This is a genomic window from Fimbriimonadaceae bacterium, from assembly GCA_019454125.1.
Lineage (GTDB): Bacteria > Armatimonadota > Fimbriimonadia > Fimbriimonadales > Fimbriimonadaceae > JALHNM01.
This window is the reverse complement of the sequence record CP075365.1, coordinates 1,726,884-1,751,258: the sequence shown is the minus strand read 5'-3', so window position 1 is coordinate 1,751,258 and position 24,375 is coordinate 1,726,884. Positions and strand designations below refer to the sequence as shown.

At 63.4% G+C, this 24,375-nt stretch carries 18 protein-coding genes, 1 tRNA gene and 1 riboswitch; of the genes, 14 read left to right on the top strand and 5 right to left on the bottom strand.

Translation table 11 applies throughout. The features are described from left to right. Window positions 1–51: 51 nt before the first annotated feature. Both KF733_08655 and kdsB read right to left on the bottom strand, forming a co-directional pair. Window positions 52–2,739, bottom strand: a complete 2,688-nt coding sequence (locus KF733_08655) for a hypothetical protein (protein QYK55072.1) — start codon at window positions 2,737–2,739, stop codon at window positions 52–54. 14 nt (window positions 2,740–2,753) lie between these two features. Further along, entirely contained in the window at window positions 2,754–3,497 is a 744-nt protein-coding gene (kdsB, locus tag KF733_08650; protein ID QYK55071.1) for a 3-deoxy-manno-octulosonate cytidylyltransferase, read from the bottom strand. A 33-nt stretch (window positions 3,498–3,530) separates the two neighbouring features. Here kdsB and KF733_08645 point away from each other — a divergent pair, with 33 nt between their 5' ends. Then, on the top strand, window positions 3,531–4,772 hold the full coding sequence (locus KF733_08645; GenBank protein QYK55070.1) for an ATP-binding protein: 1,242 nt from the start codon (window positions 3,531–3,533) through the stop codon (window positions 4,770–4,772). On the opposite strand, the gene KF733_08640 is transcribed toward KF733_08645, so the two are convergent. After that, entirely contained in the window at window positions 4,747–6,180 is a 1,434-nt protein-coding gene (locus KF733_08640) for a family 10 glycosylhydrolase (protein QYK55069.1), read from the bottom strand. The two genes, KF733_08645 and KF733_08640, sit on opposite strands and share 26 nt — an antisense overlap. 21 nt (window positions 6,181–6,201) lie before the next feature. Between KF733_08640 and KF733_08635 the strand changes: the two genes are divergently transcribed. Together KF733_08635 and KF733_08630 are read left to right on the top strand one after the other, a co-directional pair. Then, the gene (locus KF733_08635) at window positions 6,202–6,714 is read left to right on the top strand and encodes an LmeA family phospholipid-binding protein (GenBank protein QYK55068.1); all 513 of its coding nucleotides are present in this window, start codon (window positions 6,202–6,204) and stop codon (window positions 6,712–6,714) included. Between the two features lie 203 nt (window positions 6,715–6,917). Continuing rightward, window positions 6,918–7,589 carry a hypothetical protein gene (locus tag KF733_08630; GenBank protein QYK55067.1) on the top strand — a complete coding sequence of 224 codons (672 nt, stop codon included), beginning with the start codon at window positions 6,918–6,920 and terminating at the stop codon, window positions 7,587–7,589. A 126-nt stretch (window positions 7,590–7,715) separates the two neighbouring features. Here KF733_08630 and KF733_08625 read toward each other — a convergent pair. Further along, window positions 7,716–7,800: transfer RNA gene (locus KF733_08625), tRNA-Leu, on the bottom strand. Window positions 7,801–7,870: 70 nt separating this feature from the next. Here KF733_08625 and KF733_08620 point away from each other — a divergent pair. The 10 genes from KF733_08620 to KF733_08575 all read left to right on the top strand — a co-directional run bounded on the left by KF733_08620 (window position 7,871) and on the right by KF733_08575 (window position 21,675). After that, on the top strand, window positions 7,871–9,295 hold the full coding sequence (locus KF733_08620) for a vanadium-dependent haloperoxidase (GenBank protein ID QYK55066.1): 1,425 nt from the start codon (window positions 7,871–7,873) through the stop codon (window positions 9,293–9,295). Window positions 9,296–9,399: 104 nt separating this feature from the next. Beyond that, window positions 9,400–10,350 (top strand): tRNA-dihydrouridine synthase family protein, encoded by a 951-nt coding sequence (locus KF733_08615; GenBank protein QYK55065.1) that lies wholly within the window; start codon window positions 9,400–9,402, stop codon window positions 10,348–10,350. A gap of 262 nt (window positions 10,351–10,612) precedes the next feature. Then, entirely contained in the window at window positions 10,613–11,602 is a 990-nt protein-coding gene (locus KF733_08610) for a hypothetical protein (GenBank protein ID QYK55064.1), read from the top strand. Then, window positions 11,599–13,251, top strand: coding sequence for a hypothetical protein (locus KF733_08605; protein QYK55063.1), 1,653 nt, complete (start codon window positions 11,599–11,601; stop codon window positions 13,249–13,251). Before KF733_08610 ends, KF733_08605 begins: the two co-directional genes overlap by 4 nt. A 50-nt stretch (window positions 13,252–13,301) precedes the next feature. Further along, a complete protein-coding gene (locus tag KF733_08600) occupies window positions 13,302–14,738 on the top strand; it encodes a cytochrome c3 family protein (GenBank protein ID QYK55062.1) in 1,437 nt (478 codons plus the stop codon). Window positions 14,739–14,870: 132 nt separating this feature from the next. Beyond that, a complete protein-coding gene (ccsA, locus tag KF733_08595; protein QYK55061.1) occupies window positions 14,871–17,183 on the top strand; it encodes a cytochrome c biogenesis protein CcsA in 2,313 nt (770 codons plus the stop codon). 5 nt (window positions 17,184–17,188) lie between these two features. Then, the gene (locus KF733_08590; GenBank protein QYK55060.1) at window positions 17,189–17,518 is read left to right on the top strand and encodes a hypothetical protein; all 330 of its coding nucleotides are present in this window, start codon (window positions 17,189–17,191) and stop codon (window positions 17,516–17,518) included. Between the two features lie 72 nt (window positions 17,519–17,590). Then, window positions 17,591–19,486 (top strand): cytochrome b/b6 domain-containing protein, encoded by a 1,896-nt coding sequence (locus KF733_08585; protein QYK55059.1) that lies wholly within the window; start codon window positions 17,591–17,593, stop codon window positions 19,484–19,486. 80 nt (window positions 19,487–19,566) lie between these two features. Beyond that, complete coding sequence (locus KF733_08580; GenBank protein QYK55058.1) at window positions 19,567–21,063, top strand: NapC/NirT family cytochrome c; 1,497 nt, start codon at window positions 19,567–19,569, stop codon at window positions 21,061–21,063. Window positions 21,064–21,114: 51 nt separating this feature from the next. Next, on the top strand, window positions 21,115–21,675 hold the full coding sequence (locus KF733_08575) for a thioredoxin family protein (GenBank protein QYK55057.1): 561 nt from the start codon (window positions 21,115–21,117) through the stop codon (window positions 21,673–21,675). Window positions 21,676–21,780: 105 nt separating this feature from the next. On the opposite strand, the gene KF733_08570 is transcribed toward KF733_08575, so the two are convergent. Beyond that, a complete protein-coding gene (locus tag KF733_08570) occupies window positions 21,781–22,401 on the bottom strand; it encodes a hypothetical protein (GenBank protein ID QYK55056.1) in 621 nt (206 codons plus the stop codon). Window positions 22,402–22,548: 147 nt separating this feature from the next. After that, window positions 22,549–22,634, top strand: a riboswitch (S-adenosyl-L-homocysteine riboswitch). A 160-nt stretch (window positions 22,635–22,794) separates the two neighbouring features. On the opposite strand from KF733_08570, the gene ahcY reads away from it, so the two are divergent. Continuing rightward, complete coding sequence (gene ahcY / locus KF733_08565) at window positions 22,795–24,261, top strand: adenosylhomocysteinase (protein ID QYK55055.1); 1,467 nt, start codon at window positions 22,795–22,797, stop codon at window positions 24,259–24,261. Window positions 24,262–24,375 lie beyond the last annotated feature (114 nt).

Here is a 24,375-nt window from a genome sequence, read left to right as displayed (position 1 = left end):
GCAAAAGGAAAGGCCCGGTGACGTGCTTACGCAGGTCACCGGGCCGAGTCGTCAGAACCCGTACTTCGTGATGTAGAAGTCCGCGTTCGTTGCGTTGCTACCCGCGACCGTCCCGACTAAGACCAGCTTGTTCGCGGCCGGGCTAGCAACCGCCGCAAGGTGGCCGAAGAAGCCGGTGGGAGTTCCGAACGAGAAGGTCTGCTGCACCGCGCCGGTGCTTGCGTTGAGCTTCGAGGCGAAAAACTTCGGCGCGCCTTGGCTCAGGGAGTAGCCCCCGAGATAGAACGCGTCGGAGTTCACCGCGACCGACGTGGCGAAGTTGAAGTCGTTGCCTACCGGGGCGACCACGCCAAAGATGCGGGCAAGGGTGGAACCGTTGATCTTCACCGTGAACGAATCGCCCGTCGTGCCAGCGGCAGACCTTGGGACAATGCCCGTGAGGAAGATGTTGCCCGCCGCGTCCTTCACCGCCGCCGTCGCATATTGCTGCATCGTGGCCGTGTCGTACCGAGTGAGCGTGGTCTGCGCGCCGGTGCCGGCGTTGAGCTTCAGCGCGAAGTAGTCGGTCTGCGTCGCGGTCGCCTGCATGTCCCCCACCACGATCGGGTTGTTAGCAGAGTCCACGAAGACCGCGATCGGGTGCGCGTCGCCGACTGCGGGCGGCTGGGTCGTGCGCTGCCAGAGGATGGCGCCGTTCGCCGTGTTGAGCTTCATCGTGTGGACCCGCGCGTTCGTCTCGTTCGGGCAAGCCCCGGAATCGTCGGAGCTGACGCCCGTGACGATGGTGTTGTTGGAACCGTCCGTGACGATCGCGGCGATATCGTTCGAGCTGTAGGGGCCCTTGTAGATCCGGGTCCAGAGAGTCGCGCCGGTGGCGCCGTTCAGCTTGCCGACCACTTCGTTCCCGTTGACCTCATAGCCGACGTGGACGTTGTTCTGCTTGTCGACGGACGCCGCGGTCTCCGAGATGGAATCAAGGCGGCGGAACCAAAGCCGCGTTCCCGTCGGGCTGTACTTGAGCACGACGAGCTTGCCTCGGTTGCGGCCGATGACGATCGCGTTGTTCTGCGCATCGACGAGAACCTTGCTGCCCCCCTCAAAGACGCCGCGCAACCCGTCGCCGGCCACCCCGTCATAGGTTGCGGACCAGACGAGGGTCCCGGTCGCGTTGTAGTTGTATGTGACGATCTGCCCGCCGCGAGAACCGGTGGCATAGGTGCCGCCGGAACCGTTCAGCGCGACCGAAGCGCCGGTGTCGAAGCCGCCAATGGCGTCCTGCGCCTCGGCCACGTTCCAGAGCGCGGCGCCCGTGCCCGGGTTCATGGCGAGGATCACCGAAGTCTGGTTCGGCTGGCTCTCGGTGCCGTTGTCAACCCCGCCGACGACCAAGGGGTTGCCGCTCGGGGCCTTGATGATCGCGCTGGCGCCATAGGTGTTGGTCGCCGAGGTCGCGAAGTCGCGCCGCCAAACCTGGACGCCTGTCGTACCGTTCAGCTTGACCGTGGAGAGGTTCGCGCTAACGCGGCCATTGACCTCGGCGCCAGGCTTGGAGCCCGTCACACAGATGCCATCGTCCGCGAGGGCGACCAACCGCTGGGAGTCAAAGAAGAACAGGAAGCCGAAGCCGCTTGAGTAGGTCAAGTTTTCGACGAAGCGGAACCACTTTTGGACGCCCGCCGTCGTGAAGCGGGCGACCACCGCACCAGAGCTCATGCCGAAAGCGTCGGCAGACACCACCGCCTCGTTGTTCGTCCCGATCAAGAAGCCGCTAAGGCTCAGGGTGATGCCGTTGAAGCCGGCGTCGCTCACGTTCTTCGTCCAAGTCGCCGCGCCGGTTGAGGCGTTTAGCTTCACCACGGTCGCCTGGCCAAACCCGTTGTTCGCCTTGGTGAGCGTCGCGAGGTACGGCACGCTGGCCGAGTCCCGAGCCACCCGCACCGAGTTGCCCTGAATGTTCGTGGCAGACGTATAAGGCGTGGCCCACAGCGGAGCCCCGTCGCTGGCGCGGAACTTCTGGGCAAACGCCCAGACTTGCTGCTGCTGGCTGCACGTCGGGTCGGTGGAGGTCGTCCCGCCGACGATGACGTTGTTCGAAGCGTCCAGGGCCAGGTCGGTCGCCGAATCCCAGCGGGTGGGGGCGTTCCGAGTGTAGAGCCTCGACCAAAGCACCGCTCCGGTTGAGCCGTTGAGCTTCACGACCCGGAATCGGCTCTGCGAGTTCAGCGACTGCTGGCTGGAGGCGACGACCGGGTTGTTCGCAAGGTCGATGGCGAGCCTGGCGCGTCCGGTGAATGAATCCAAGAAGTTCGCGCCGAGCGAATACTTCCAAAGCTGGGTGAGATTGGCGCCGCTGTACTTCGTGAGCACCGCGCCGGGGGTGAAGTTCACCGCGTCGTACTCGGTGGCCAGCGTGTAGACGTTGCCGGCCGAATCGACGCGGAAATCCCCAGGGCCGAGCGTCCCGCCCGAGCGGCCCGCCACCGGCACCTCCAGAAGCTGCACACCAGACGAGTTGTACTTGCGCAGCACGACTTGGCCGAAGTACCAAAAAGCGGCCTTGTTGCCGCGCAGGCTCAGGGTGAAAATGTTGCCTGCCGCGTCCGTGCGGATCGAATACCCGTTCTCCGTTGAAGGGACGTTGACGTTGACCGACCGGAACCACTCTTGACCGGCCGCAGAAGCAAGCGCAGAAAGTCCGAGTAGGGGGACTATCGCAAAAGCGAAGCGTCTCGTGAGCACGCGCGAAGTTTAAATCAGATGGCGCCTGGTCCTACGCCCAACTGTGCACTTAGAATTGCTCGGACTGTGTCTGCCTGGGCAGGGGTGTCCACCGCCAGCGCGGGGGCGCTCCCTCGTGCCATCTTGATCCTGACCCCGTGCTCCATGAACCTGAGCTGTTCCAAGCTCTCGACCTGTTCCAGCTCGCTCGGGGGCCACTTCGCAAAAGCGTCTAGAACATCCTTTCGATAGGCATAAAGTCCGATGTGTTTCTTGATCCCTGTCTTCCGCGGGTTCCGTGCGAAGGGGATTGCATAGCGCGAGAAATAGAGCGCGTACCCCTCTAAGTCCGTCACGACCTTCACTACGGCGGGGTTCTCCTCGTCGCCCTCCTCCCCTTCGCCGTAGACACTCGCCATTTTCACTGCGGCATCCTGCATGGGCCCGGCGACCGCGGCAATGGTCGGGGAACTCATCAGGGGCTCGTCGCCCTGGACGTTGATGTAGAAGTCCGCTTCCACCGTGCGGGCGACCTCGGCAATCCGGTCGGTGCCCGTCTCATGGGCCGCACTCGTAAGCACCGCTTCCGCCCCAAAGGCGCCGCAGGCCGCGACGATCTCCTTGTCCGGAGTGGCCACCAAGACGCGCCCGGCGACCCCGGAAGCGACCGCCGCCTCATAGACCCACTGCACCATGGGCTTGCCGCAAAGGTCGGCGAGGGGCTTGCCAGGAAAGCGCGTGCTGCCCATTCGGGCCGGAATCACGATCGCACAGGACATTGGCGACAAGATACCGATTCATAATTGGTCGGCGTGGGTGAGCTGCGGCCTTCCAACTATCTGACGGCCACGGCCGGGCTCGTGGTCCTGGCCGTTCTCAGCGGCTGGCTGCTGGTCGGTCGGGTCACGGGCCCCGTGCTCGTCGGAGTCCTCACCGTGCTTCTCGGCTTGGCAGGCACCGCTGCGGCGCTCGCCTTTCGCGGCCTGCGCGAGGCCGAAGACCTCGCCCAAAGCGTCGAGGCCAGGTCAAACGTGCTGGAAGTCGAAATCCAGCGGAGCCGCGACGCCCTCGACGATCTGGCCGACGGCCTGGACGTCATGATCTTTCTTACGGACGCCGACGGGCAGATCCGCTATGCGAACGAGGCCGCCGTCGCCGCATTCGGCTTCGAAGACCCCCAGGGCCAGTCCATCTTGGCCGTGACCCTCTCCCGCGAGCTCAACGACCTGATCGCAGAAGCGGCCCGGACAGACCGCCCCCAGCGGGCCGAGATCGCCTTCCGACACCCGGTCGAGAGGGTCGGCGTGGCCCGGGTGTGGAAGGAGGGCGCGAGCCAACCTCGATACTTCGTCTCCGTCTACGACATCACCGACGTCCGACGGCTAGAGCGCGTCCGGCGCGACTTCGTCGCCAACGTCTCGCACGAGCTGCGCACCCCCATGACCACGATCCGGGCAATGGCCGAGACAGTCCAGGACGAGCTCCCCGCCACCGACCCCTCCCAGCGCTACCTTACGAAGGTGCTGAAGGAGGTCGACCGACTCACCGCCCTCACCGACGACCTCCTGGCCCTCAGCGTCGCCGAATCGCAGCCGGCCGTCAAGAACCTCGTCGCCTTAAGCGAGCTTTTGCGAAAAGTCTTCGAACAAATGCGGCCGAAGGCAGAGGATAAAGGGCTGGACATTAAGCTATATATAGACAAGGATGTGTCGGTATTGGGCGATGAGGCCCAACTCACCCAAGTCCTGATCAACTTAATAGATAATGCGCTGAACTACACCCATGAGGGGTGCGTCGAAGTCTCGCTTGCTTCCGACGAAGAGGAAGCCAGGCTGCAGGTTAAGGACACTGGGATCGGGATCAGCAGCGAGCACCTGCCCCGCATCTTCGAACGGTTCTACCGCGTCGACAAGGGCCGCTCTCGCGTGACGGGCGGCACTGGGTTGGGGCTGAGCATAGTCCGCCACATCGTCGAGGCGCACGGCGGTAAGGTCACCGTAGAAAGCGTCCTAAACGGGGGGAGCGAATTTACCGTCCGTCTCCCCGTGGGGTAGGCGAAGGCGCCAGCACCGTGAGCGGTTTGCTCAGGTTCCCGTAGCGATCCACTGCACGCACCACCAAAACAGACTCGCTGGAGACAGTCGCTTCGGTCTCCGTACTGACACCGTTCCGAATCAGCGTCCCTGCAGAAGACTCCGACCAGGCGTAAAACCGCGCTCCTTCGACCGCGGTCCACTCGATCTTCCGCCCTTCGGCAGTCGCTTGCGACCTAAAGAACTCGGGGCGGGACACAGGCCGCGCCTCCTTGGCCACCGAAGGAGCTAAGGTCACCGTACTATAGAGGCTCTTGACAGTGCGGCCCACCCCGCCCCAGTCGTTCAAGAGGGCCTTCGCGCTGAAGTGGACCTGCCCTTGCCCCTTCCCTCTCGCGATCAAGATCTGCTGCCGGATCTCGGCGGCGGGCCAACCGTTGTTCGTCTGGCTCGTGAAGAGCCCGGCATAGAGTTGGTGGGGCTGGACCGTTTCATTCGCCCACCACTCCATCAGCTTTTCGAAGGGCTGCCCCTTGGAGTCGCACTTCCAGTAGAGCTGCGGCACCAAATAGTCCACCCATCCTTCCCGCGACCAGCGCACGGGGTCGGCGCCGAGATCGGCGACCTGGTCCAGACCTGCCTGGATTCCTTGCGGCACCCCAGGCCTTAGGATCCCGAAGGGACTCACCCCGACTTTCACCCACGGCTTCACTTTCTTAAGCCGCGTATACATGGACTCGACGAAGCCGTCGACGTTCGCCCGTCGCCACGCCAGCCGGTCGCCCGTGCCCGCGTTGGCGAACGTCCGGTCGTCGTCAAAACGCACCTTTTTCCCAGACTCATAGATCGGGTAAGGATAGAAATAGTCGTCGATGTGGAAGCCGTCGATGTCGTACCGGCGCACAATGTCCTCAAAGACTTTAAGGGTCGCTTCCCTTGCTTCCGCGCTCCCCGGGTCGAGCCACAACTGTTTGCCGTACTTACGCACTAAGCCGGGTTTAGACCGTGCAACGTGGGCGTTCGAGACGTTGTCCTTCATGGCGGGGTGACGCGCCCGAAAGGGGTTGCACCAGGCGTGCAGCTCCATCCCCCGCTCGTGGGCCAGGCGCACCGCTTCCTCCAGGGGGTCGAACTCCAGCGGCGCGCCAGAGCGCCCGGTCAAGAACCACGAGGAAGGCTCCAGGTCCGAGACGTACAAGGCGTCGCACATCGGCCGCACCTGGAAGACCACCGCGTTGATCCCCACATTCTGCAGGCCGTCGAAGAGCTTCACGAGCTCGGCCTTTGCCTGGGCGGCGGGCAAGCCCGGCTTGCTGGGCCAGTCAATGTTGTCCACGGTCGCCACCCACGCCCCGCGGAACTCCCTCGGCCAGTCCGCTGGGTCGGACGGCTCAACCGCCAGCATGGCCCCGACAACTAGGCTCAGCACCAAGCCACACTACCCGAGCGAATGGACGGCACCTACCTGCTCAACAGCCTAACGGCCTCGTCGGAGGGGCTCGTCCTGCCCGTGGGCTTGCGCATCGGCAACCTCCAACTCGACCTCGGCGGGGCCTCGTTCGACCTCGCGACAAACCGCCTGACCCTCGCGGAGGAGGGATCGGCGACCGCCGTCGTGCGGGAACAGGATGTGGCCGCCTTCATCGAGCGCCAGTCCGACGGGGTCCTGCGCCAAGTGGAAGCGGAAATCGGCGGCGGCTTGGTGAAGATCCATGCCACCGCGAAGCTCATTTTCGAGGTCCGCGCGACCGTCACATGCCGGCTCGTGATCGAAGACGACCGGCGGCTCGTGGTGGAACTGGAGGACGTTTCCGTCCCTCTGGCCCGTGGCGCGGTCGAGGGCCAACTCGCCAAGATCAACCCGCTCATCGACGCGGCCGACCTACCCCTGACCCTCCTTCTGCGAGAGGTCACGGCGGAGAGCGGCGCGATCACCCTCCGGGCCGAAGCCCCCGTCCAGTAGGCTCTTCCCCCTCTCCAGGGCGGCCCTCAGCAAGCAGCACCGGCCAGCGCTCAGAGTGGGGCCACAAGGCTTTCCCGTCTGCGCCGCGGGTCGGGCACGGGTGGACGACCGGTGCACCACGGATCGACCACCGGTCGCGACCGAAGGACGGACGAAGTTGGCGTCCAGAAGACTTGTCTGGCGACCGACCATCCATCTTAGCAATGGCAGTCTTAAAACCAGGAGCGGGGTTCGGCACTCTCTCGGGGCGGGTGGGCAACGCCGTCTATTCGAACACGGAGTACGGGATCGTCGTGCGCGATGTGCCGGGCCGTTCTGGGCGGGACACGGATGCGCGAGCCGCCGTGAACTATGCGATGGCGCGGGCCAACGAATTCTGGTACGGGCTGGACGAAGATCAAGTCGAGGCGTGGCGCGCCTATGCCCGCAGGCAGGTCCGGCGGAACCCGGCGACCGGGATGCTCACGGTGCCGAAGGCGGTGAACCTCTTTGTCGGCCTTTGCGTGAAGTATTATCAGGTCCACGGGCCCTCCACGCCGCCCCTCCTGCCTCCGCAAGGCACATTCTTAGGCGACACCGTCCAGGTCACCGTGGCCGGGGAAAACGCGGAACTCGTATTCACGGCCAGTGCGGCCAACCAGCCGGGCGTGCTGACCGAACTTCTGGCCCAGCGGTTGATGGGCCCGCACAACGCCCCGAAGGAGCGGGGCTACCGCACCCTGGGGTTCGTTGAATTCGCGGGGGCGGGGGAGACCTTCCGTGCGACCCGCTACGCCGCTCCCTATGCCTGCGCCACGCGGTTCGTGGAATCGGCCACGGGAAGGGCCACAAAGTTAGTGCCTATCGGTCGGGCGACGGTCACAGAGTGGGATTGAGAGGAGCCCGGAGCGCGGCGGCTTGAGGCGGCTTCACTTGCGTCGCACCTGGGAAAGCCACCCCTCACCCCGGTTCGCTCCGCTCACCGACCCTCTCCCCCAGAGGGGCGAGGGTGCCTTCGCCATTGGTGGACAAGGTGGGACTCGAACCCACACGCCTCGCGGCACTGGAACCTAAACCCAGCGCGTCTACCAATTCCGCCACTCGCCCAGTCCACAAAAAAGTTTACCTGCTGCTAAAAATCGCTACAGAGGGTGCCGATGTGGCTAATAATAAGGACATGGCTCAATTCGCTGGCCGTGCATTGGTCTTTGCGCTTGCCTTTTCTGCAATCGGGTGCGGTGGCTCGTCCTTCCAGGCCGCTCCCGGCCCCCGATCCAAGACCGTCGTTGTTCTCTGGAACGAAGCCCTGCTGCAAGCGATCCGCGATGTGAGCCCGGGCCCCACGCCCGGCTCGCGAGCCATCGCCATCGTCCACACCGCGATGTACGAGGCTTGGGCGCCCTATGACAAGGTCGCCGTCGGCACCCGGCTCGGGGGCAGCCTCCGCCGCCCGCGCATCGAGATGACGACGAAGAACAAGGAGGAGGCGGTGAGCTTTGCCGCCCGCCGCGCCTTGGCGGACCTCTTTCCGACCGAGAAGGCGAAGTTCGACGCCTTGCTCGTGCAGCTCGGCTACGACGCGAACTTCACCAGCTTCGGCACGACCCCGGCCGGCATCGGCAACCGTGCCGCCCAGGCGGTCCTGGACTATCGCAAGACGGACGGCAGCAACCAGCAGAACGGCTATGCGGACACCAGCGGCTATACCCCCGTCAACACGGTGGACACGATCAACGACCCCAACCGCTGGCAGCCACTGCGGTTCTCGAACGGAAAGGCGCCCGGCTTCTTGACCCCGCATTGGGGCAACGTCAGGTCGTTCGCCATTACGAACGCGGCCGCTCTGCGCCCTGCCCCGCCGAAGCTTTATCCGGATCCCATGTACAAGCAGCGCGCGGACGAGGTCTTGAACCTCACCGCGAACCTGACGGACAAGGAGAAGATGATCGCCGAATACTGGGCGAACGGTCCCCACAGCGAGCTGCCCCCGGGGCACTGGTGCCTCTTTGCGCAGTACGTCTCGCAACGCGACGGCCACGGGATCGACGAGGACGTGAAGATGTTCTTCCTGGTGGGCAACGCGGTGCTGGACGCGGGCATCTGCTGCTGGGAGTCCAAGCGCTTCTATGATTTCTGCCGCCCGATCACGGCGATCCGCTTCCTCTACGCGGGCAAGACCATTAAGGGCTGGGGCGGCCCCGGCAAGGGCGTCGTGGACATGGACGGCTCCGAATGGGTCCCTTACCAGCCTTCGACCTTCATCACCCCGCCGTTCGCCGAGTACACGTCGGGCCATAGCACCTTCAGCGCGGCTAGCGCGGAGGTCTTGAAGCGGTTCACAGGCAGCGACCGGTTCGGCGCCTCGGTCTCTTGGGGTCCCGGCCAGTCCACCACGGAGCCCGGCGTGACGCCGCAAACGGCGACCACCCTCTCCTGGCCCACCTTCAGCGCCGCGGCAGACGAGGCGGGTCTCTCCCGCCGGTTGGGTGGCATCCACTTCGCGGACGGTGACCTGAACGCGCGGACGATGGGCCGCGAGGTCGGCCGCCAGGTCTGGGAGAAGGCCTTGACCTACTTTAACGGCACCGCCGCCACGCCTTAGATCCTTGCCATGAAGCCGGGCCGCTGAATCCTCGCCGCCCGGCGCTCCTCTTGCCCGCGGATCGGCCCAGGGCGCACCGCGCCGAGGCGGTATCCAGCAGAGCAATGCTGAAGGCGGACCTGCCGGCGCTGGTGCTTGCCCCCATGGACGGGGTCACGGACGCCCCCATGCGCGCCCTGATGGGTGAGATGGGCGCCTTCAGCTTCGCCGTCTCAGAGTTCGTCCGGGTGAGCCAAGAGGCGCTCCCCGCAAAAGTCTTCCGCCGGGCTGTGCCCGAACTTCTAACGGGCGCCGCCACCCCGACCGGCCTTCCCATTCAGGTGCAGATTCTGGGCGGCGACCCTGACCGCATGGCCGCCTCGGCCCTGAACGCCGTGAAGGCCGGGGCGACCGCGATCGACATCAACTTCGGCTGCCCGGCGAAGACCGTGAACCGCAACGACGGCGGGGCGACGTTGCTCAAGGCCCCCTGCCGCATTCGAGAACTTGTCCGTGCCGTGCGCCAGGCAGTGCCCCGCGGGGTGCCCGTCTCGGCCAAGCTACGGCTCGGATGGGAGACGGTGGAGGACGTCTACCGCAACGCGGAGATGGCGGCCGAAGGCGGCGCGGACTGGCTGACCGTCCACGCCCGGACGCGAGTGCAGGGGTATCAGCCGCCCGTCTATTGGAAGCCGGTCGGGCGGGTGGCGAAAGCTCTTGGGATCCCGGTTGTGGCAAACGGTGACATCTGGAACCTCGACGACTTCCGTCGGTGCCAGGACGAGACCGGGGCAAGGCATTTCATGCTGGGGCGCAGCGCCCTCGCCAACCCCCTTCTGCCCGGCCTCGTGGCGGCAGAACTCGGGCTTTCGGGAGTGCCGTCAAGTCCGGGCCCGGACTGGCCCTCCACTTTCCGGCGGCTTCTGCCCTGGACGGCGCACTACTCGCTCAAGGTCGAGGGCCGAGCCCTCATGCGGCTGAAGCAGTGGGGCAGCCTCGCCCACCGGTTCGGCGGTTGGACGGGGTTCGAACGGGTTAAGCGCGCCACCTCGGTCGAGGAGTTCCTCGCAGGCTGACCTGGTAGGTCTATCAGCATTCGGTACTCCCGGGGGAGACAATGGCGTGCCCTGATTTTTGGGGACACGCAAACTCGCCGCGCGGCCACCATTTGAACCTGCAAGACCGATATATCTTGTCCATAACGACACTTTCTCCGGAAATTGACCCTTGGGGGGTATATATTTGCCTTCCTCAGAACGGCTAACTTTTCCGCACAGAGGTCAAGGGAGGTCAGTTCCCAAATCTCTAAAGGAGCGAAATGACCGAAAGGAGTCGGTTTTGAGGCAAGTTTTTAAGGCGCAGACGCTCGTCTTGCTCCTTGGCCTCGGCACCTTGTTCTATGGGGCGGCTTCGCAAGCGCAGCAGGCGAAGCACGAGCCTTCGCAGGCGGAGAAGCTCTTCGCCCGCGCCAAGGCGGACGACTTCATGGGCGACGAGTTCTGCAGCAGCTGCCACGGCGAAAAGGTCACGGCCTTCGCGGGGAGCGCCCACTCGGCCGTGATGCACGACGCCAGCCTCTCGATCGAGAAGCAGGGCTGCGAGGGCTGCCACGGGCCGGGCGCCATCCACCAGGCGGACGAGAACGCCGAGGTGCTCGCCTTCCGCAAGATGGACCCGAAAGAATCCTCGGCGGCCTGTCTGCGTTGCCACGAGGCGACCTTGAGCCCGACCCACTGGAAGCGCTCCGAGCACGCCAAGGCCGACCTCGCCTGCGTGAGCTGCCACCAGATCCACCCCGATTCCGACCCGGCCCTGCCGATGAAGGGTTTGCGCAAAGTCTCCGAGACCAAGGCGCCGGTCTTCACGGCAAGGCGGGAATCGAAGAACCTTCTCCGCGCGGACGAAGCCACGCTCTGCGGCTCCTGCCACGGCGCCCAGGCCGCGCAGTTCCGGCTCTCCACGCACCATCCCGTCCCTGAAGGCCGCATGCTCTGTAGCGACTGCCACACCGTCCACGCGACCAAGGGCGACAAGGTGAAGGTGAAGGACGACCGGGACAAGTGCGTCACCTGCCACACCGAGTTCCGAGGGCCGTTCGTCTTCGAGCACGACCCGGTGGCGGGGCACAGCGGCGACGGGTGCATGGAGTGCCACAAACCGCACGGCTCGAACAACCCGAAGATGCTGAACTCCTTCTCCCGCGGCCTTTGCGCCCAGTGCCACACCGACCGGCTCCAGAACCACTACCCGGGCCGGACTTGCTGGACGGCCGGCTGCCATACCGCTCCCCACGGGAGCAACACAAGCCCGGAGTTGCTTAAGCGATGACCACCGGTTCCAGCCTTTGGCTTTCCCGACGCCTGACGATCCTTGCCCTCCTGACGACCGCGGTCCTCGCCGTCGCCCAAGAGGAAGGGTCGGCCACGGCGACGGACGAACCTGAAACCCCGCCGCCCGCTTGGTCCAAGCTGACCATCGGCTACCGGGGTCGGGACATTACGCGGAACTCGCACAAGCTGTTCCAGTACGCGACCCCCGTCCAAGGGTTCGACCTCGTCGAGTTCTCCACGATCCTGCCGGGGGACGGCGCGAGCCAACCTTGGGGCCGCCTGCGGCTTAACGGCACGTGGCTCAGCGACAACGTGCAACAGGGCACGCTGATCTTCGCGAACGGGCGCGCCCGGATCGATCTCGATGCAAACCGGTTCAACTATGACGACCCCTCGCCGGTGGTCTTCCCGGACAGCCGCGACCAGTTCACGCGTGCGGCTCTTTCGTACCGGTTCACGCCGGGGATCGTAGCCTTCGCCAGCTACCGCGAGCGGAAGCAGAACAAGAACTACGAAGGCCCGAAGCCGTCCCTCGACACCTACACACGTGAGACCGCCGTCGGCACCCAGGGCCAGGTCCTCGGCGGGACACTGGCCGTCACCGCGAGCGAGGAGAGGTTCAACGAGCGCAACGACGCCCTGCCGCTGACGATCTATCGCCGGGTCGACGCTTCCTACGGGATCGACGTCACCCCGGACGTCAGCCTGGAAGGGGTCTACGCCACCACCCGCATCCAGCAACGGAACGAGCGGGACAGCAACGTCAAGAGCCTCGCCCTTCGCGGGGGCTGGGACATCGGGCCGGAAACGAACCTGAGCGCCGAGTTCCGCCGGGTCGACCTCTCGCTGCCGGCCGTGCAGAACGCGTTCGTCCGCCAGCAATGGGTCTCGGGCGCCAAGCTCTCGCACCGCTTCTCCCGGGCTGCGAACGTGCAGCTGGCCTATCGGCACCGTGAGTACGAGCGGCTTCGCAGCGACCAGTCCTACGTCGACGTCCCCAAGTGGAACGAGTTCGAAGCGCGGGTCTCTGGCCGGTTGGGCAGCGCCTGGCACTACACGGTGCGGGGCTCGATCGACCACATGCAAAGCCTCCCCAAGGTCCAGACCGGCACCGACTTCCGCTCACTCTGGTGGGACGATAGGTCGAAGCTGGACGCCCGCATCGACTTCGACTGGGACAGGCTGAACGCCTATGCGAGCTATGGCTACCGTTTCCGGCAGAACGAGCCTCGGAACGTCGAGATCTCGCTCAACACGCTGACGGTCGGTGCGGCCTATACGTTCAACGAGCGGACCCAAGCGTACGCCGAGGTCTATGGTGAGCAGTACCGCGTGGCCGGGAACCCGGAATTGGACGGGTACTTCCCCTCCGCCACCAGCATCGCCTTCGGGGCGGCCCACCAGTTCGACGATGCGACGTCGTTCTCGCTCGCGATCCAGCACACGTTCGCGAACAACGACAACCCCTTGGGCTTGCCAGAGGGCAACGTGCGGAACACGGAATTGACCGCCACCTTGCGGCGCGACTTGGGCGAGCGCCAGACGCTCGAACTCTTCGTCGCCCCGTGGGCGTACAAAGACCGCGTCGACGACACGTACGGCTACCGCGCCACCTTCTTCGGGCTCAACTGGACGGTGAAGTTTTGAAACGCAATCCCATCTCGCAATCAAGGAAACAGGACAAGCAGAGGAACATCATGAAAGCTAAGTGGTTCGTCACTCTATTCGCTGTCGTGCCGCTAGCGGCAGCGCTCATCTCGGTATCGAGCTGCGGCGGCGAAGGAGGGCCTACCAGCGGTAACGGTGGCGGGCTTCCGGGGGTCACCGAGCAGTTCCTTGCCCTCCTCACGCCCGCGCAGAAGAACGCCTCTTACATCGGGGCCGACGCCTGCGGTACGTGCCACAACGGCCGGGCCGAGGGCGGCGAGCAGATCTTCGCCCACTGGCAGGAGACCAAGCACGCAAGCGTCGGGGTCACCTGTGAGCGATGCCACGGGCCGGGAAGCGCCCACCAGGCCAATCCCTCGGCGGAGAACATCTTGACCTCGCCGAAGAGCCTTTCCGCCGTCGTCTGCGCCCAGTGCCACGGCAAGACCTACGACGAGTGGCAGGCCAGCGCCCACAGCAAGCTACTGCAATCCCCGGTGGAAGAGGCGGTCAACAACCCCGATCGCTATGGCCGCACCAACCGCTGCGTCGCGTGCCACAGCAACATCTTCCGCGTTGAGAACGACAAGGGAGTGGACCTGGGGAGCCTCACCGACGAGGAGATCATCAAGCTCGCCGATGAGACGCTGACCGAGTCTCCGCACACGGCCACCTGCGCCACGTGCCACAACCCGCACGCCCAGACGAAGAACTTGACCGACAACGGCAAAGAAGCCCAGCTTCGGCACGCCGTCTTCAGCACGGACACGACGACGGTCGGCGCAGGCAGCAGGCCGGCGGACTTCACGAAGTTCAATCACATTTGCGCCCAGTGCCACAACGGTCGCGGTGCCAACCCGGCTGACCAAGCGCTCCAGAACGGCACCGCCCGACCGAACATGCACGACAGCAACCAGTACAACATGTTGCTGGGCTTCGGCGGCGTGGAAGGAGGAGGCCCCGTCAAGAGGAACACGGCCCACTCGCAAGCTCCCGGCCAGTGCTCCAAGTGCCACATGCCGGACTCGCGCCACACGTTCACGGTCAGCTATGACAAGGGCTGCAACCCCTGCCATACCCCCGCTGACGCGGCGGCCCGCGCCACATCGACTCGCGACGACGTCATCGGCCAGCTCTTCGCCCTGAAGAACCGCATGGAAGCCTATGCCCAAGCGAACTATGGCGACGCTGACCTCTGGGACTACACGAGCGTCATCACGGCGGAGGGCAAGACCCCGCCAGACCAGAACCTCGTCCCGATCGAGTTGAAGCGTGCCCGGCACAACTACTACTTCGTGGTGCGCTCGGGCGACTACGGAGTCCACAACGCCCCGTACGCCAAGCACCTGATCCAGGTCGCCAACGACAACCTTGACAGTGTCAACGTCGGCCGGCCGCAGAAAAAGGGCGTGAGCGTCGCCCAGATGCGCAAGGTGATCGAAGAAACCCGCGCCCGATCGAACCGAGCAGACGCCAAAGGCTTCTGACGGACTGACCTGTGGAGGGGCGCAAGCCCCTCCACCCTCTAATTCGACATGGATACGATGCCCCACACAGATTTCGCGAGCCCCCCATCCTGGTCCCTGTTAACAGGAGACATAGGCAGGGGGCTCGTCCTTTTGACCGCCACCCTTTTTGCCGCCTCCTTCCTGCTGGCCGTCTTCGCGCCCGCGAGGTGGCGCGAGAAGGCCGCTTCGTGGGCTTTCGTCGCGGGGTGCGCCGGAATCTTCGGCGTGTTCGCGGCCCTTGCGACACTGTTCGTCAACGACCGGTTCGAATTTTCGTATGTCTGGGCGCACGCCGAGCACGGCAACGCCCTGCAATACCGGATCGCCGGCATCTGGTCCGGCCAAGAGGGCTCCTTCCTTCTTTGGGGGGTTTGCGCCGCCGTCTTCGGCCTCCTTGTCCTGCCCAAAGCCGGCGTTTACAAGCGTTGGTATGTGGCGGTCACCTCACTCTTTTTGGGGTCGATCGCGAGCATCCTCGCCTATGAGTCGCCTTTCAAGCTGAACATGCTTGAGGGCAGGCCGCTGGTGCCGCTCAACGGCGTCGGCCTCGCCCCGACTCTCCAGAACTACTGGGTCGTCATCCACCCCCCCACGATCTTCCTGGGCTTTGGTTCGCTGACCGCGCTCTTCGCCCTCGCCACGGCGGCGCTCATCATCCGCGACTATGACAAGTGGGTGCCGATCGTGAGACCGTGGGCCATCGTCTCGACCACGCTAGTCGGCCTCGGGCTTTGCATGGGCGGGTTCTGGGCCTATGAGACCCTCGGTTGGGGTGGGTTCTGGATGTGGGACCCGGTCGAGAACGTCAGTTTCGTCCCCTGGGTGCTGACCGCCGGGTTCATCCACGGCCTCATCGTGCAAGCCTCGCGGGGCAAGTGGAAACTCACGAACCTCGCCCTTGGCGGTCTGCCGTTCCTTGCGTTCCTTTACGGCACGTTCCTCACAAGGTCGGGCTTCCTGGCCGACGCCAGCGTCCATAGCTTCGCGGAAATGGACCGCTCCGCGCTGAAGCTCCTGATCGGCCTCATGAGCGTCATGACCCTGGGCTTCCTTGGCCTTTGGGGGGTCCGCTACTTCCAGGACAAGCGGAACGCGCCGGAGGACGAGGTCAAGGGCTTTAACCGTGAAGGCTTCTACCGGACCGGCGTCCTCCTGCTCTCGGCGATGGGCGTGGCCACCATGATCGGCATGAGCGTGCCGCTCTTCATGGCGCTCTCCGGGCGCAAACCGGCGGTCGTCGAGGAGCACACCTATCACATGGTGCTGCCGTACATCTTCGTGCCACTCATGCTGGTGATGGCGGTCGCGCCGTTCGCCGCGTGGAAGGGCATGAAGGCCCGTGAGCTCGCTAGCCGGGCCTACACCGCGTTTTGCGTGACCATCGGCCTCCTAGGCTTCGCCCTCATCGGGCTCAAGTTCACGCCGATGGCGGGCATTGCTGACTTGACGAAGTCGGTCACCTTCCCGATGAACATGCAAGTCCCCGGGTTGCCCTGGGTCTTGATCCTGGTCGGAACCTGCCTCTTCGTGCTGGTCGCAAACGGCGTGCGAATGGTCGAGTTGGCCAGAGCCTCAAAGCTCGGGATGGGTTCGTTCGTGTCCCACATCGGCGTTGCAGTCCTTCTGGCCGGCCTCATTCTCTCGCGCGGCTTCGAACGGCATGAGCAAGGGGTCGTGATGGAGGGCCACCCGGCGCGGATCCTTGACTACGTGCTGATGCTGGACGGTCGAACGTCTGACCTTACGGACAAGGAGAACAAAGTGCTCATAAAGGTCTTCGACGCGAAGGGCAAGGATGCGACAAAGCCCCTCTTCGTCGCCAAGCCGGGCCTTTACTACACCCAAATGGGTGGCGGCGAACTGACCCCCGTTCAGTGGCCTTCGATCCAGCGCTATGCGGCCCACGACGTCTACGTGACCCTTTACCCGCCGCAGCCCCAGACGAGCCGCGAGTTCTCGCTCAAAAAAGGTGGAGAACTCACCATCGACAACAAAAGGAAGATCAAGTACCTGGGCATGACCCGCGAAGGTGAGGCCGGCGTGACAGGCACGAAGTTCGGCGCACGCATCGAGTTGACCGACGGTGAGAACGTCACGGAACTCCAGCCCCAAATGGAGCTAGGCGAGGGTGGCCCGATCAACCATCCCGTCGGCGTGGGTCAAGACCTTCGCCTGAAGATGACCGGTATGGACGCCGCGGACGGATCGGTCCGCATCGTGTTCGAACAGGACGCGATGATCTACCCCGTCGAGGTCTTCAACAAACCCTTCACGGGCCTGGTGTGGCTTGGAACCGGCACCATGACCCTTGGTGGCATCCTCGCCGCCCTCTACCGACGCCAACGCGTGCCCAAGACGGCGGCCCAACCTGTCCGGACAGAAACGTCCCCTGCCTCTCGAGAACTCATAACAACAAGGACATAACCCTAATGAAAAGAACACTGACGATCGTCACCGTCCTTTCCGCCGCCGCGATGGCCATGGCTTTCGCGACCGCGACGAAGACCTTCAACGACTTCTACAAGGTCGACCCCGGCTCCGATCTGGGCAAGGCCAAGTGCATGGTCTGCCACGTGAGCGCTAAGGGAGGCAAGCTCAACCCCTACGGCGCCGACCTCAAGGTCGTCGTCGATAAGGCGAAGCGAAAGAAGCTGCTGGTCGAAGACCTGAAGGCCGTCGAAAAGATGGACTCTAACAAGGACGGGGTGAACAACCTCGACACCATCAAGAAAGGCAAACTTCCCGGCGGCAAAGGGTAAGGACCGAGCGCTTCCGCCCTGCTCGACAAGGTGGTCGGGCAGGGCGGGATCCTCAAGAAAGGACTCTGATTGATGGCCATCTCGGCAGGGAAAGCTCGGCCGGCCGCGCTCCTCGTCTTCGCGTGCGTGCCTCTGCTCGTGGCACTCGTCTTCGGACAGGAGCAAGCCAACGTCCAGACAAAGACCGTCGAACAGAGCGAAGAAAACAAAGCCTGCCTGAGTTGCCACGACCCCAAAGCCGAAGTCGGCCCCGCGATGCACCTCGAGGCGCTCGCCGCTTCCCCGCACCGCGAGCTGGACTGCACCAACTGCCACTCGCTTTTCAAGGCGGACGAGTCGCACTCTGAAGAGGCCCGGAAGAGCACGCCCGCCTGCGCGGACTGCCATTCAGAGGAAGCCGATCTCTGGGCCTCGAGCGTCCACGCCCGGCCCGACAAAAGACCGGGGGATCATCCCACCTGCGTCCGGTGCCATAGCTACTCCGATCCGCACGGCATCGTGCCCTTGGTCAACCTCCCTAAGCGAGACCGCATTGAGAACTGCGGCACGTGCCACCGGAGCGAGGAGCCGATGGGCCGCTATGGCCCAAGCCTGGACGCAGTCCACAGCTACGAACTCAGCTTCCACGGGAAGGCTTTCCTGAAGTTCGGCGAGCTTCACACGGCGGTCTGCACCGATTGCCACGGATATCACGACGTGAAGCACTCGACCGACCCGACGTCGCGCACCTTCCGAGCGAACCTTCCTAAGACGTGTGGGCAGGCCAACTGCCACCCCGGCGCCCAAATGAACTTTGCGGCTTCTGGGGCGAACCACATGTACCTGACGATCAACCAAAAGCCGATCCTCGCCGGCTTGGAGATGTTCTTCAAAGTCCTGACCTTCACGGTCATCACGCTTCTCTCCACCGGCATCATCCTCGACCTTCGTCGCGCGATCGCGGCCAAGGAGCCGCCCCCCACGGGCCGTCCTGTCGCCATCCTGATCAGCCTCGGCTTCCTGACCCTCGTCGTGGCGATCGTGCTCGGTGCCCTCGGGCAGGCCAGTGGCCTGCTCGCGACCATTGTCGCCTTTGCCCTGGCTGGCCTCGCCCTCTATAGCCACCTCCAACGCCGGAAAAAGACGCATGTCGAGGTCGAGGGGCGCAAGTTTGTCCGGATGGACAAGTCCCAACGGATCCAGCACGGGATCCTGGTCGTGAGCTTCAGCCTCCTGATCATCACCGGCTTGCCGATCCGTTTCCCTGAGAACGACCTACTGACCGCCTTCTATAACGCGCTCGGCGGCATGCCCGTCCTGCGCGTCGTGCACCGAGTCGCCGGTGTCGTCCTCATCATCTCTTGGCTGTACCACATCTTGGATCTGATGGTTCGCTGGAAGCGGAACGGATTCAAAGCTTCGGCCATGACGATGATGCCGAGAAAGAAAGACCTCGAAGACGTCGCGGGCACCATTCGGTACCACCTTGGCATTTCCCCTGAACCGCCAAAATACGAACGCTATAACTTCCGCGAAAAGTTCGAATACCTAGCGGTCGGGTGGGGAACGCCCATCATGATCGTTACGGGTTTAATTCTTTGGTACCCGGTCTACTTCAGCCAGTTCTTCCCGGATACGGGCATACCCATCGCGTACATCGCGCACTCTTATGAACCGGTGCTTTCCTTGCTCACGATCGTGACTTGGCACCTCTACAACACTCACTTCAATCCGCACCACTTCCCCATGAATCCGGTATGGCTTAAGGGCACTCTCACCGAGGAAGAGATGCGGGCCGAGCACCCCCTTGAGCTGGAAAGGATCCTAGCGGCCGAGGGTCCCCAAAGTCAGGGGACTGCGATGGTCGAGCCCGAACCCCCGGGCACCCCGCCAGAAGCTGAACAAGAAGCTGATCAAAAAGGTGGGAATGACGTCGAGCAAGGCTCAAAGGAACCTCCGACGGAAACGCCTGAGCCCGATCTTTCCTGAGATTACGCTGCAACCACTATGTTCCATCAAGCTATACTACCAACAAAGAAACCGCGTGAAACGCGGATAGGGGCTGGATTATGAAAAGGCGCTTACCTTCCATTTTCAACAACGCGATAACGATGTTCGGGATGACCTTCGCCACGGTCATGTTCATCCTCGCGCTTATCCTCATCGCGTTCGACATTTTTGGAGGGTTTGCAAACGCGTATAGCGGGTTGGTCACCTACATCGCGCTGCCGGGCTTGATGTTCCTCGGCCTTGGTGTGGCGGCCATCGGGCTCATCATTGAGAGACGGCGTCAGAAGAAGGGGCTCGCCACGGCTACCTTGCCGGTCTTAGACCTTAACCAGCCGCGGGGCCGCGCCACAGCCACCTCGATTGCGGTAGGCGGCCTGCTCCTTATGGCGATCTCGGGTTTCGGGAGTTATAAGGGGTATGAGTACACCGAGTCGGTGGAGTTCTGCGGCACCACGTGCCACTCGCTCATGGAGCCGGAGCACGTGGCCTATCAGAACTCGCCCCACGCCCGTGTCTCGTGCGCCGGGTGCCACATCGGCGAGGGCGTCGATTGGTACGTCAAGTCAAAACTTTCCGGGACTTACCAGGTCTATTCAACGATCTTTAACAAATACGAGCGGCCGATAAAAACGCCCATCGCGAACCTCCGCCCGGCTCAAGAAACCTGCGAAAAGTGCCACTGGCCCAAGCACTTCTTTTCGCAAAAGTTGCGGATGCATGACTACTACCTTTCTGATCCCGATAACACACACGCCCAGGTCGGCATGCTCGTTAAGATCGGCGGTGGCGAAGGGCCGGAAGCACAAGGCATCCATGCCCACATGTACTTGAACAGCACCGTGAGCTACATCGCCAGCGACTTTGAGCGACAGGAGATTCCTTATGTCGAAATGGTCGATAAGGATGGCAAGGTCACGAAGTATTGGGACAAGACCGTAAAGTTCGGCCCGAACGACGTGGCGAAGGGTGTGTCGCGCAAAGTGGACTGTATCGACTGCCACAACCGGCCGACCCACATTTTCCACCCGTCCGACGAGTCTGTGAACCTGGCAATCAGCGCCGGCACCATCGACAGGGCCGTTCCCGAAATTAAGATGAAAGGCGTCGAAGCGCTTGACGCAAAGTACGCGACGAAGGAAGAAGGGCTTAGCAAGATCTTGGAGACGCTTAAGGCGTACTACAAGGAGAACTATGCCGAGTTTATGGCAAAAGACGGGGCGAAGCTCGACAAAGCGATAGCCGAACTCCAAAAGATCTATCGGAACAACTACTTCCCCGCGATGAACACGGACTGGCGGTCGCACCGGAACAACCTTGACCACTTACGGGGTAACGGCTGCTTCCGTTGCCACAACGGGCGTCTGAAGAGTGACACGGGCAGGGTCATTAGTAACGACTGCAATACTTGTCACACCTTTGTCGCGCACGACAACAAGGGCAACATGAAAGGCGTGGAGTTCCAGCACCCGGTCGACATCGGCGACGAGTGGAAGACCACACCCTGCAAAGACTGCCACGGCTACACGCCTGAAGAACCCGGGCCCGCGAAAGAGTGACGCGGCCCTGGCCGCACGCGTTTTGGGGCGTGAAACGTCTATCCTAACAGGATGCGAACTCATGCCCGCTTAGCCGTCGTCCTCTTCGCTTTGGCGTCTGTCGGCGCCTTCGCGCAATCACCCAAGCCGATGCCCGCTGAAACGGCCGTTTCGCTCGCCCGAGCGCAGGCCAGGGCCGAGGGCAAGACGGTCTTCCTTGGCTTCCACGCCTCGTGGTGCGGATGGTGCAAGCGCATGGAAGCATGGCTGGCGATGCCGAAGGTGCACGAGATTTGGGACAAGCACTTCGTCACGCTCTGGCTCGATGTGCTCGAAAGCGACGACAAGAAGGACCTCGAGAACCCGGGGGGCGACATGTGGCTCAAGAAGCTCAACGGCGCCGAAGAGGGCATTCCTTATACGGCGTTCCTCACCGCCGAAGGCAAAGTCTTGGTGGATTCCAGGCGCGTCGTCGATGACAAGCCGGTAGGCAACATCGGCTATCCTGCCACGCCTGAAGAGATCGCCTGGTTCATGACCATGCTCGAAAGGGCCGCCCCGAAGATGACCGCGGGGGAGCGTGCCACGCTCAAAGCTGAGCTGGAAGCCGTCGCCAAGACAATTAAGTCGTAACCGCGCGATTTCCCTTCTTTGTGCACGCAAAGCGGTGAGGGCGCCCTTGCTCCTCCCGTGTGGTGCCGCGCCCTCCCCGGATCCATGAGGGAGGGCGCATCCTGGTTATTGGACGACGACGAACTTTTCTAGCGCGTGGGCGGCTGCGATTTGAGCTGCCCTGGATTCTTGCGGCGTCTTTGGCCCACCGCTCACCGCGGTGACGAGCGGAGTCAGCAAGAGAGCTCCGGCCACTTTCAGCTTGTCAGACTTCTCGTCGCTGCGTGCCTCGCCCTCGGCTTCGTAGGCTACTTTGCCAGCCTTCGCATCGACGATCGTCACCGTCATGTTACACGTTGAGATCGTCTTGGGGCCAAGGTTCACCCAAATAGAGCGCGTGTGGAAGGTGACCGAGGTCGTGCAAACGTACCGCACGCCGACCGTCTTACCAAGGGCGACGAGCTGTTGGACGGTCGGCGGCCGAGTGATGGTGGGCGTACGGAAGCCCTTGGCCTTCCAAACGGAACCGGCCTTGGAGTCGTCGACCACCTTGAATCCGCCCTTCTTGAAGATCTCTGTCAAGGCGTCCTGCGCTTTTGCTCGAGATCCGTCTGTGCCGGTTTCATCGAAGATCACGGGGTAAACGAGCATCGAGCCTCGCGAATCCGCCTGGGCCAACACGGAAGGAACTGCTACGACGCTGAGCACGGTTATGGCGAGAACCCGCCCTAGTATTTGGTTGAACATGGTCAGTCTGGAGACCCTGCCGGGCCTTCTCCCTTGTACCTTGCAGAGTCAACAAAAAGTTGGCTTCCTCGAAAAGTGGCCATGACTTGGCAGGCTCAGACAGGTCCTTGAGAGGACCCGCCAATCTGTGCCGTATAATTGATTGGGGACACCGAGGGGCGCTGCGATCTCGAAATGAGACCAGGCTCGGCGTCCGGCCCGACGGGCCGAAAGCAGAACGGCGCTCGTGAGGCAAACCGCTCACGGGCGCCTTTTTCGTCAAAGGGGTCCGGAGCCCCCTCCTCGGATTTCAAGGATGGCTCGTGCGCTGGAAACTGAGGAGGGGGTTGGGGGTGGAGACCCGCCCGCCGCGTGGTTTGGCCGAAGCCGACCGAAAATTGAGACACAGAAACGATGAACACCGTCACGAACCCGATCAAGACCGATTTCCACGTGGCCGACCTCGCCCTCGCTGATTGGGGGCGGAAAGAGATCGCCATTGCCGAGACCGAGATGCCTGGCCTCATGGCGATCCGGAACGAGTTCGCCGCGAGCCAGCCGCTCAAAGGCGCACGCATCGCCGGGTCGCTCCATATGACGATCCAGACCGCCGTGCTCATCCAGACCCTGCAGGCGTTGGGCGCCGAGGTGCGCTGGGCCAGCTGCAACATCTACAGCACGCAGGACCACGCCGCCGCCGCGATCGCGGACGCCGGCATCCCTGTCTTCGCGTTTAAGGGCGAGAGTCTGGACGAGTACTGGGAGTTCACCCACCGCATCTTCGAGTGGCCCGATGGCGGCACCCCGAACATGATCCTCGACGACGGGGGCGACGCGACGCTCCTCGTGCTCCTCGGCTCGCGGGCCGAGCAAGACCCGAGCGTGCTCGACAACCCGACCAGTGAAGAGGAGAGGGCCCTCTACGCGAGCATCCGAAAGCGGATTTCTCCTCCCCCAACCCCCTCCTCAGTTTCCGGGGCACAAGCCATCCCCGAAAGCCGAGGAGGGGGCTACTACAGCCGGATCAAGGCGAACATCGTGGGCGTGAGCGAGGAGACCACCACGGGCGTCCATCGGCTCTATGAGCTCATGAAGAAGGGCGACCTCCCCTTCCCCGCCTTCAACGTGAACGACTCAGTCACCAAGTCAAAATTCGACAACCTTTACGGTTGCCGGGAGAGCCTCGTAGACGGGATCAAGCGGGCGACCGACGTGATGATCGCGGGCAAGGTGGCCGTGGTCTGCGGCTATGGCGACGTCGGCAAGGGTTCGGCCCAGGCGCTCCGCGCGCTCAGCGCCCAGGTTTGGGTCACCGAGGTCGACCCGATCTGCGCCCTGCAGGCGGCGATGGAAGGCTACAAGGTCGTGACGATGGAGTACGCAGCCGACAAGGCAGATATCTTCGTCACCGCCACTGGCAACTACCACGTGATCACCCACGACCACATGGCGCGGATGAAGGACAACGCCATCGTCTGCAACATCGGCCACTTCGACAACGAGATCGACGTAGCCTCGCTCGAGAAGTACGAGTGGGACGAGATCAAGCCGCAGGTCGACCACGTCATCTTCCCGGAGGGCAAGCGGATCATCCTGCTCGCCAAGGGCCGGCTGATCAACCTCGGCTGCGGCACCGGGCACCCGTCGTACGTGATGTCGTCTTCGTTCGCGAACCAGGTTCTGGCCCAGATCGAGCTCTGGACGAAGCGCGGCGAGTACGCCCCCGGCGTCTACGTCCTGCCAAAGCACCTCGACGAGAAGGTCGCGCGGCTCCAGCTGAGCAAGCTAGGAGTCGAACTCACCAAACTCACTCCCAAGCAGGCGGAGTATATCGGCGTGCCGGTCGAGGGCCCATACAAGACCGAGAGCTATCGGTACTAATTCAGGAGCCCCTCGCCGCAGAAAAGGGAGGGGCTCGACAAGAGTCTTCCCCTCTAGGGCACCTGCTTTTCGTCTCAGGGCTGGGTGCCAGCGACGAAGCACGCAACTATAACA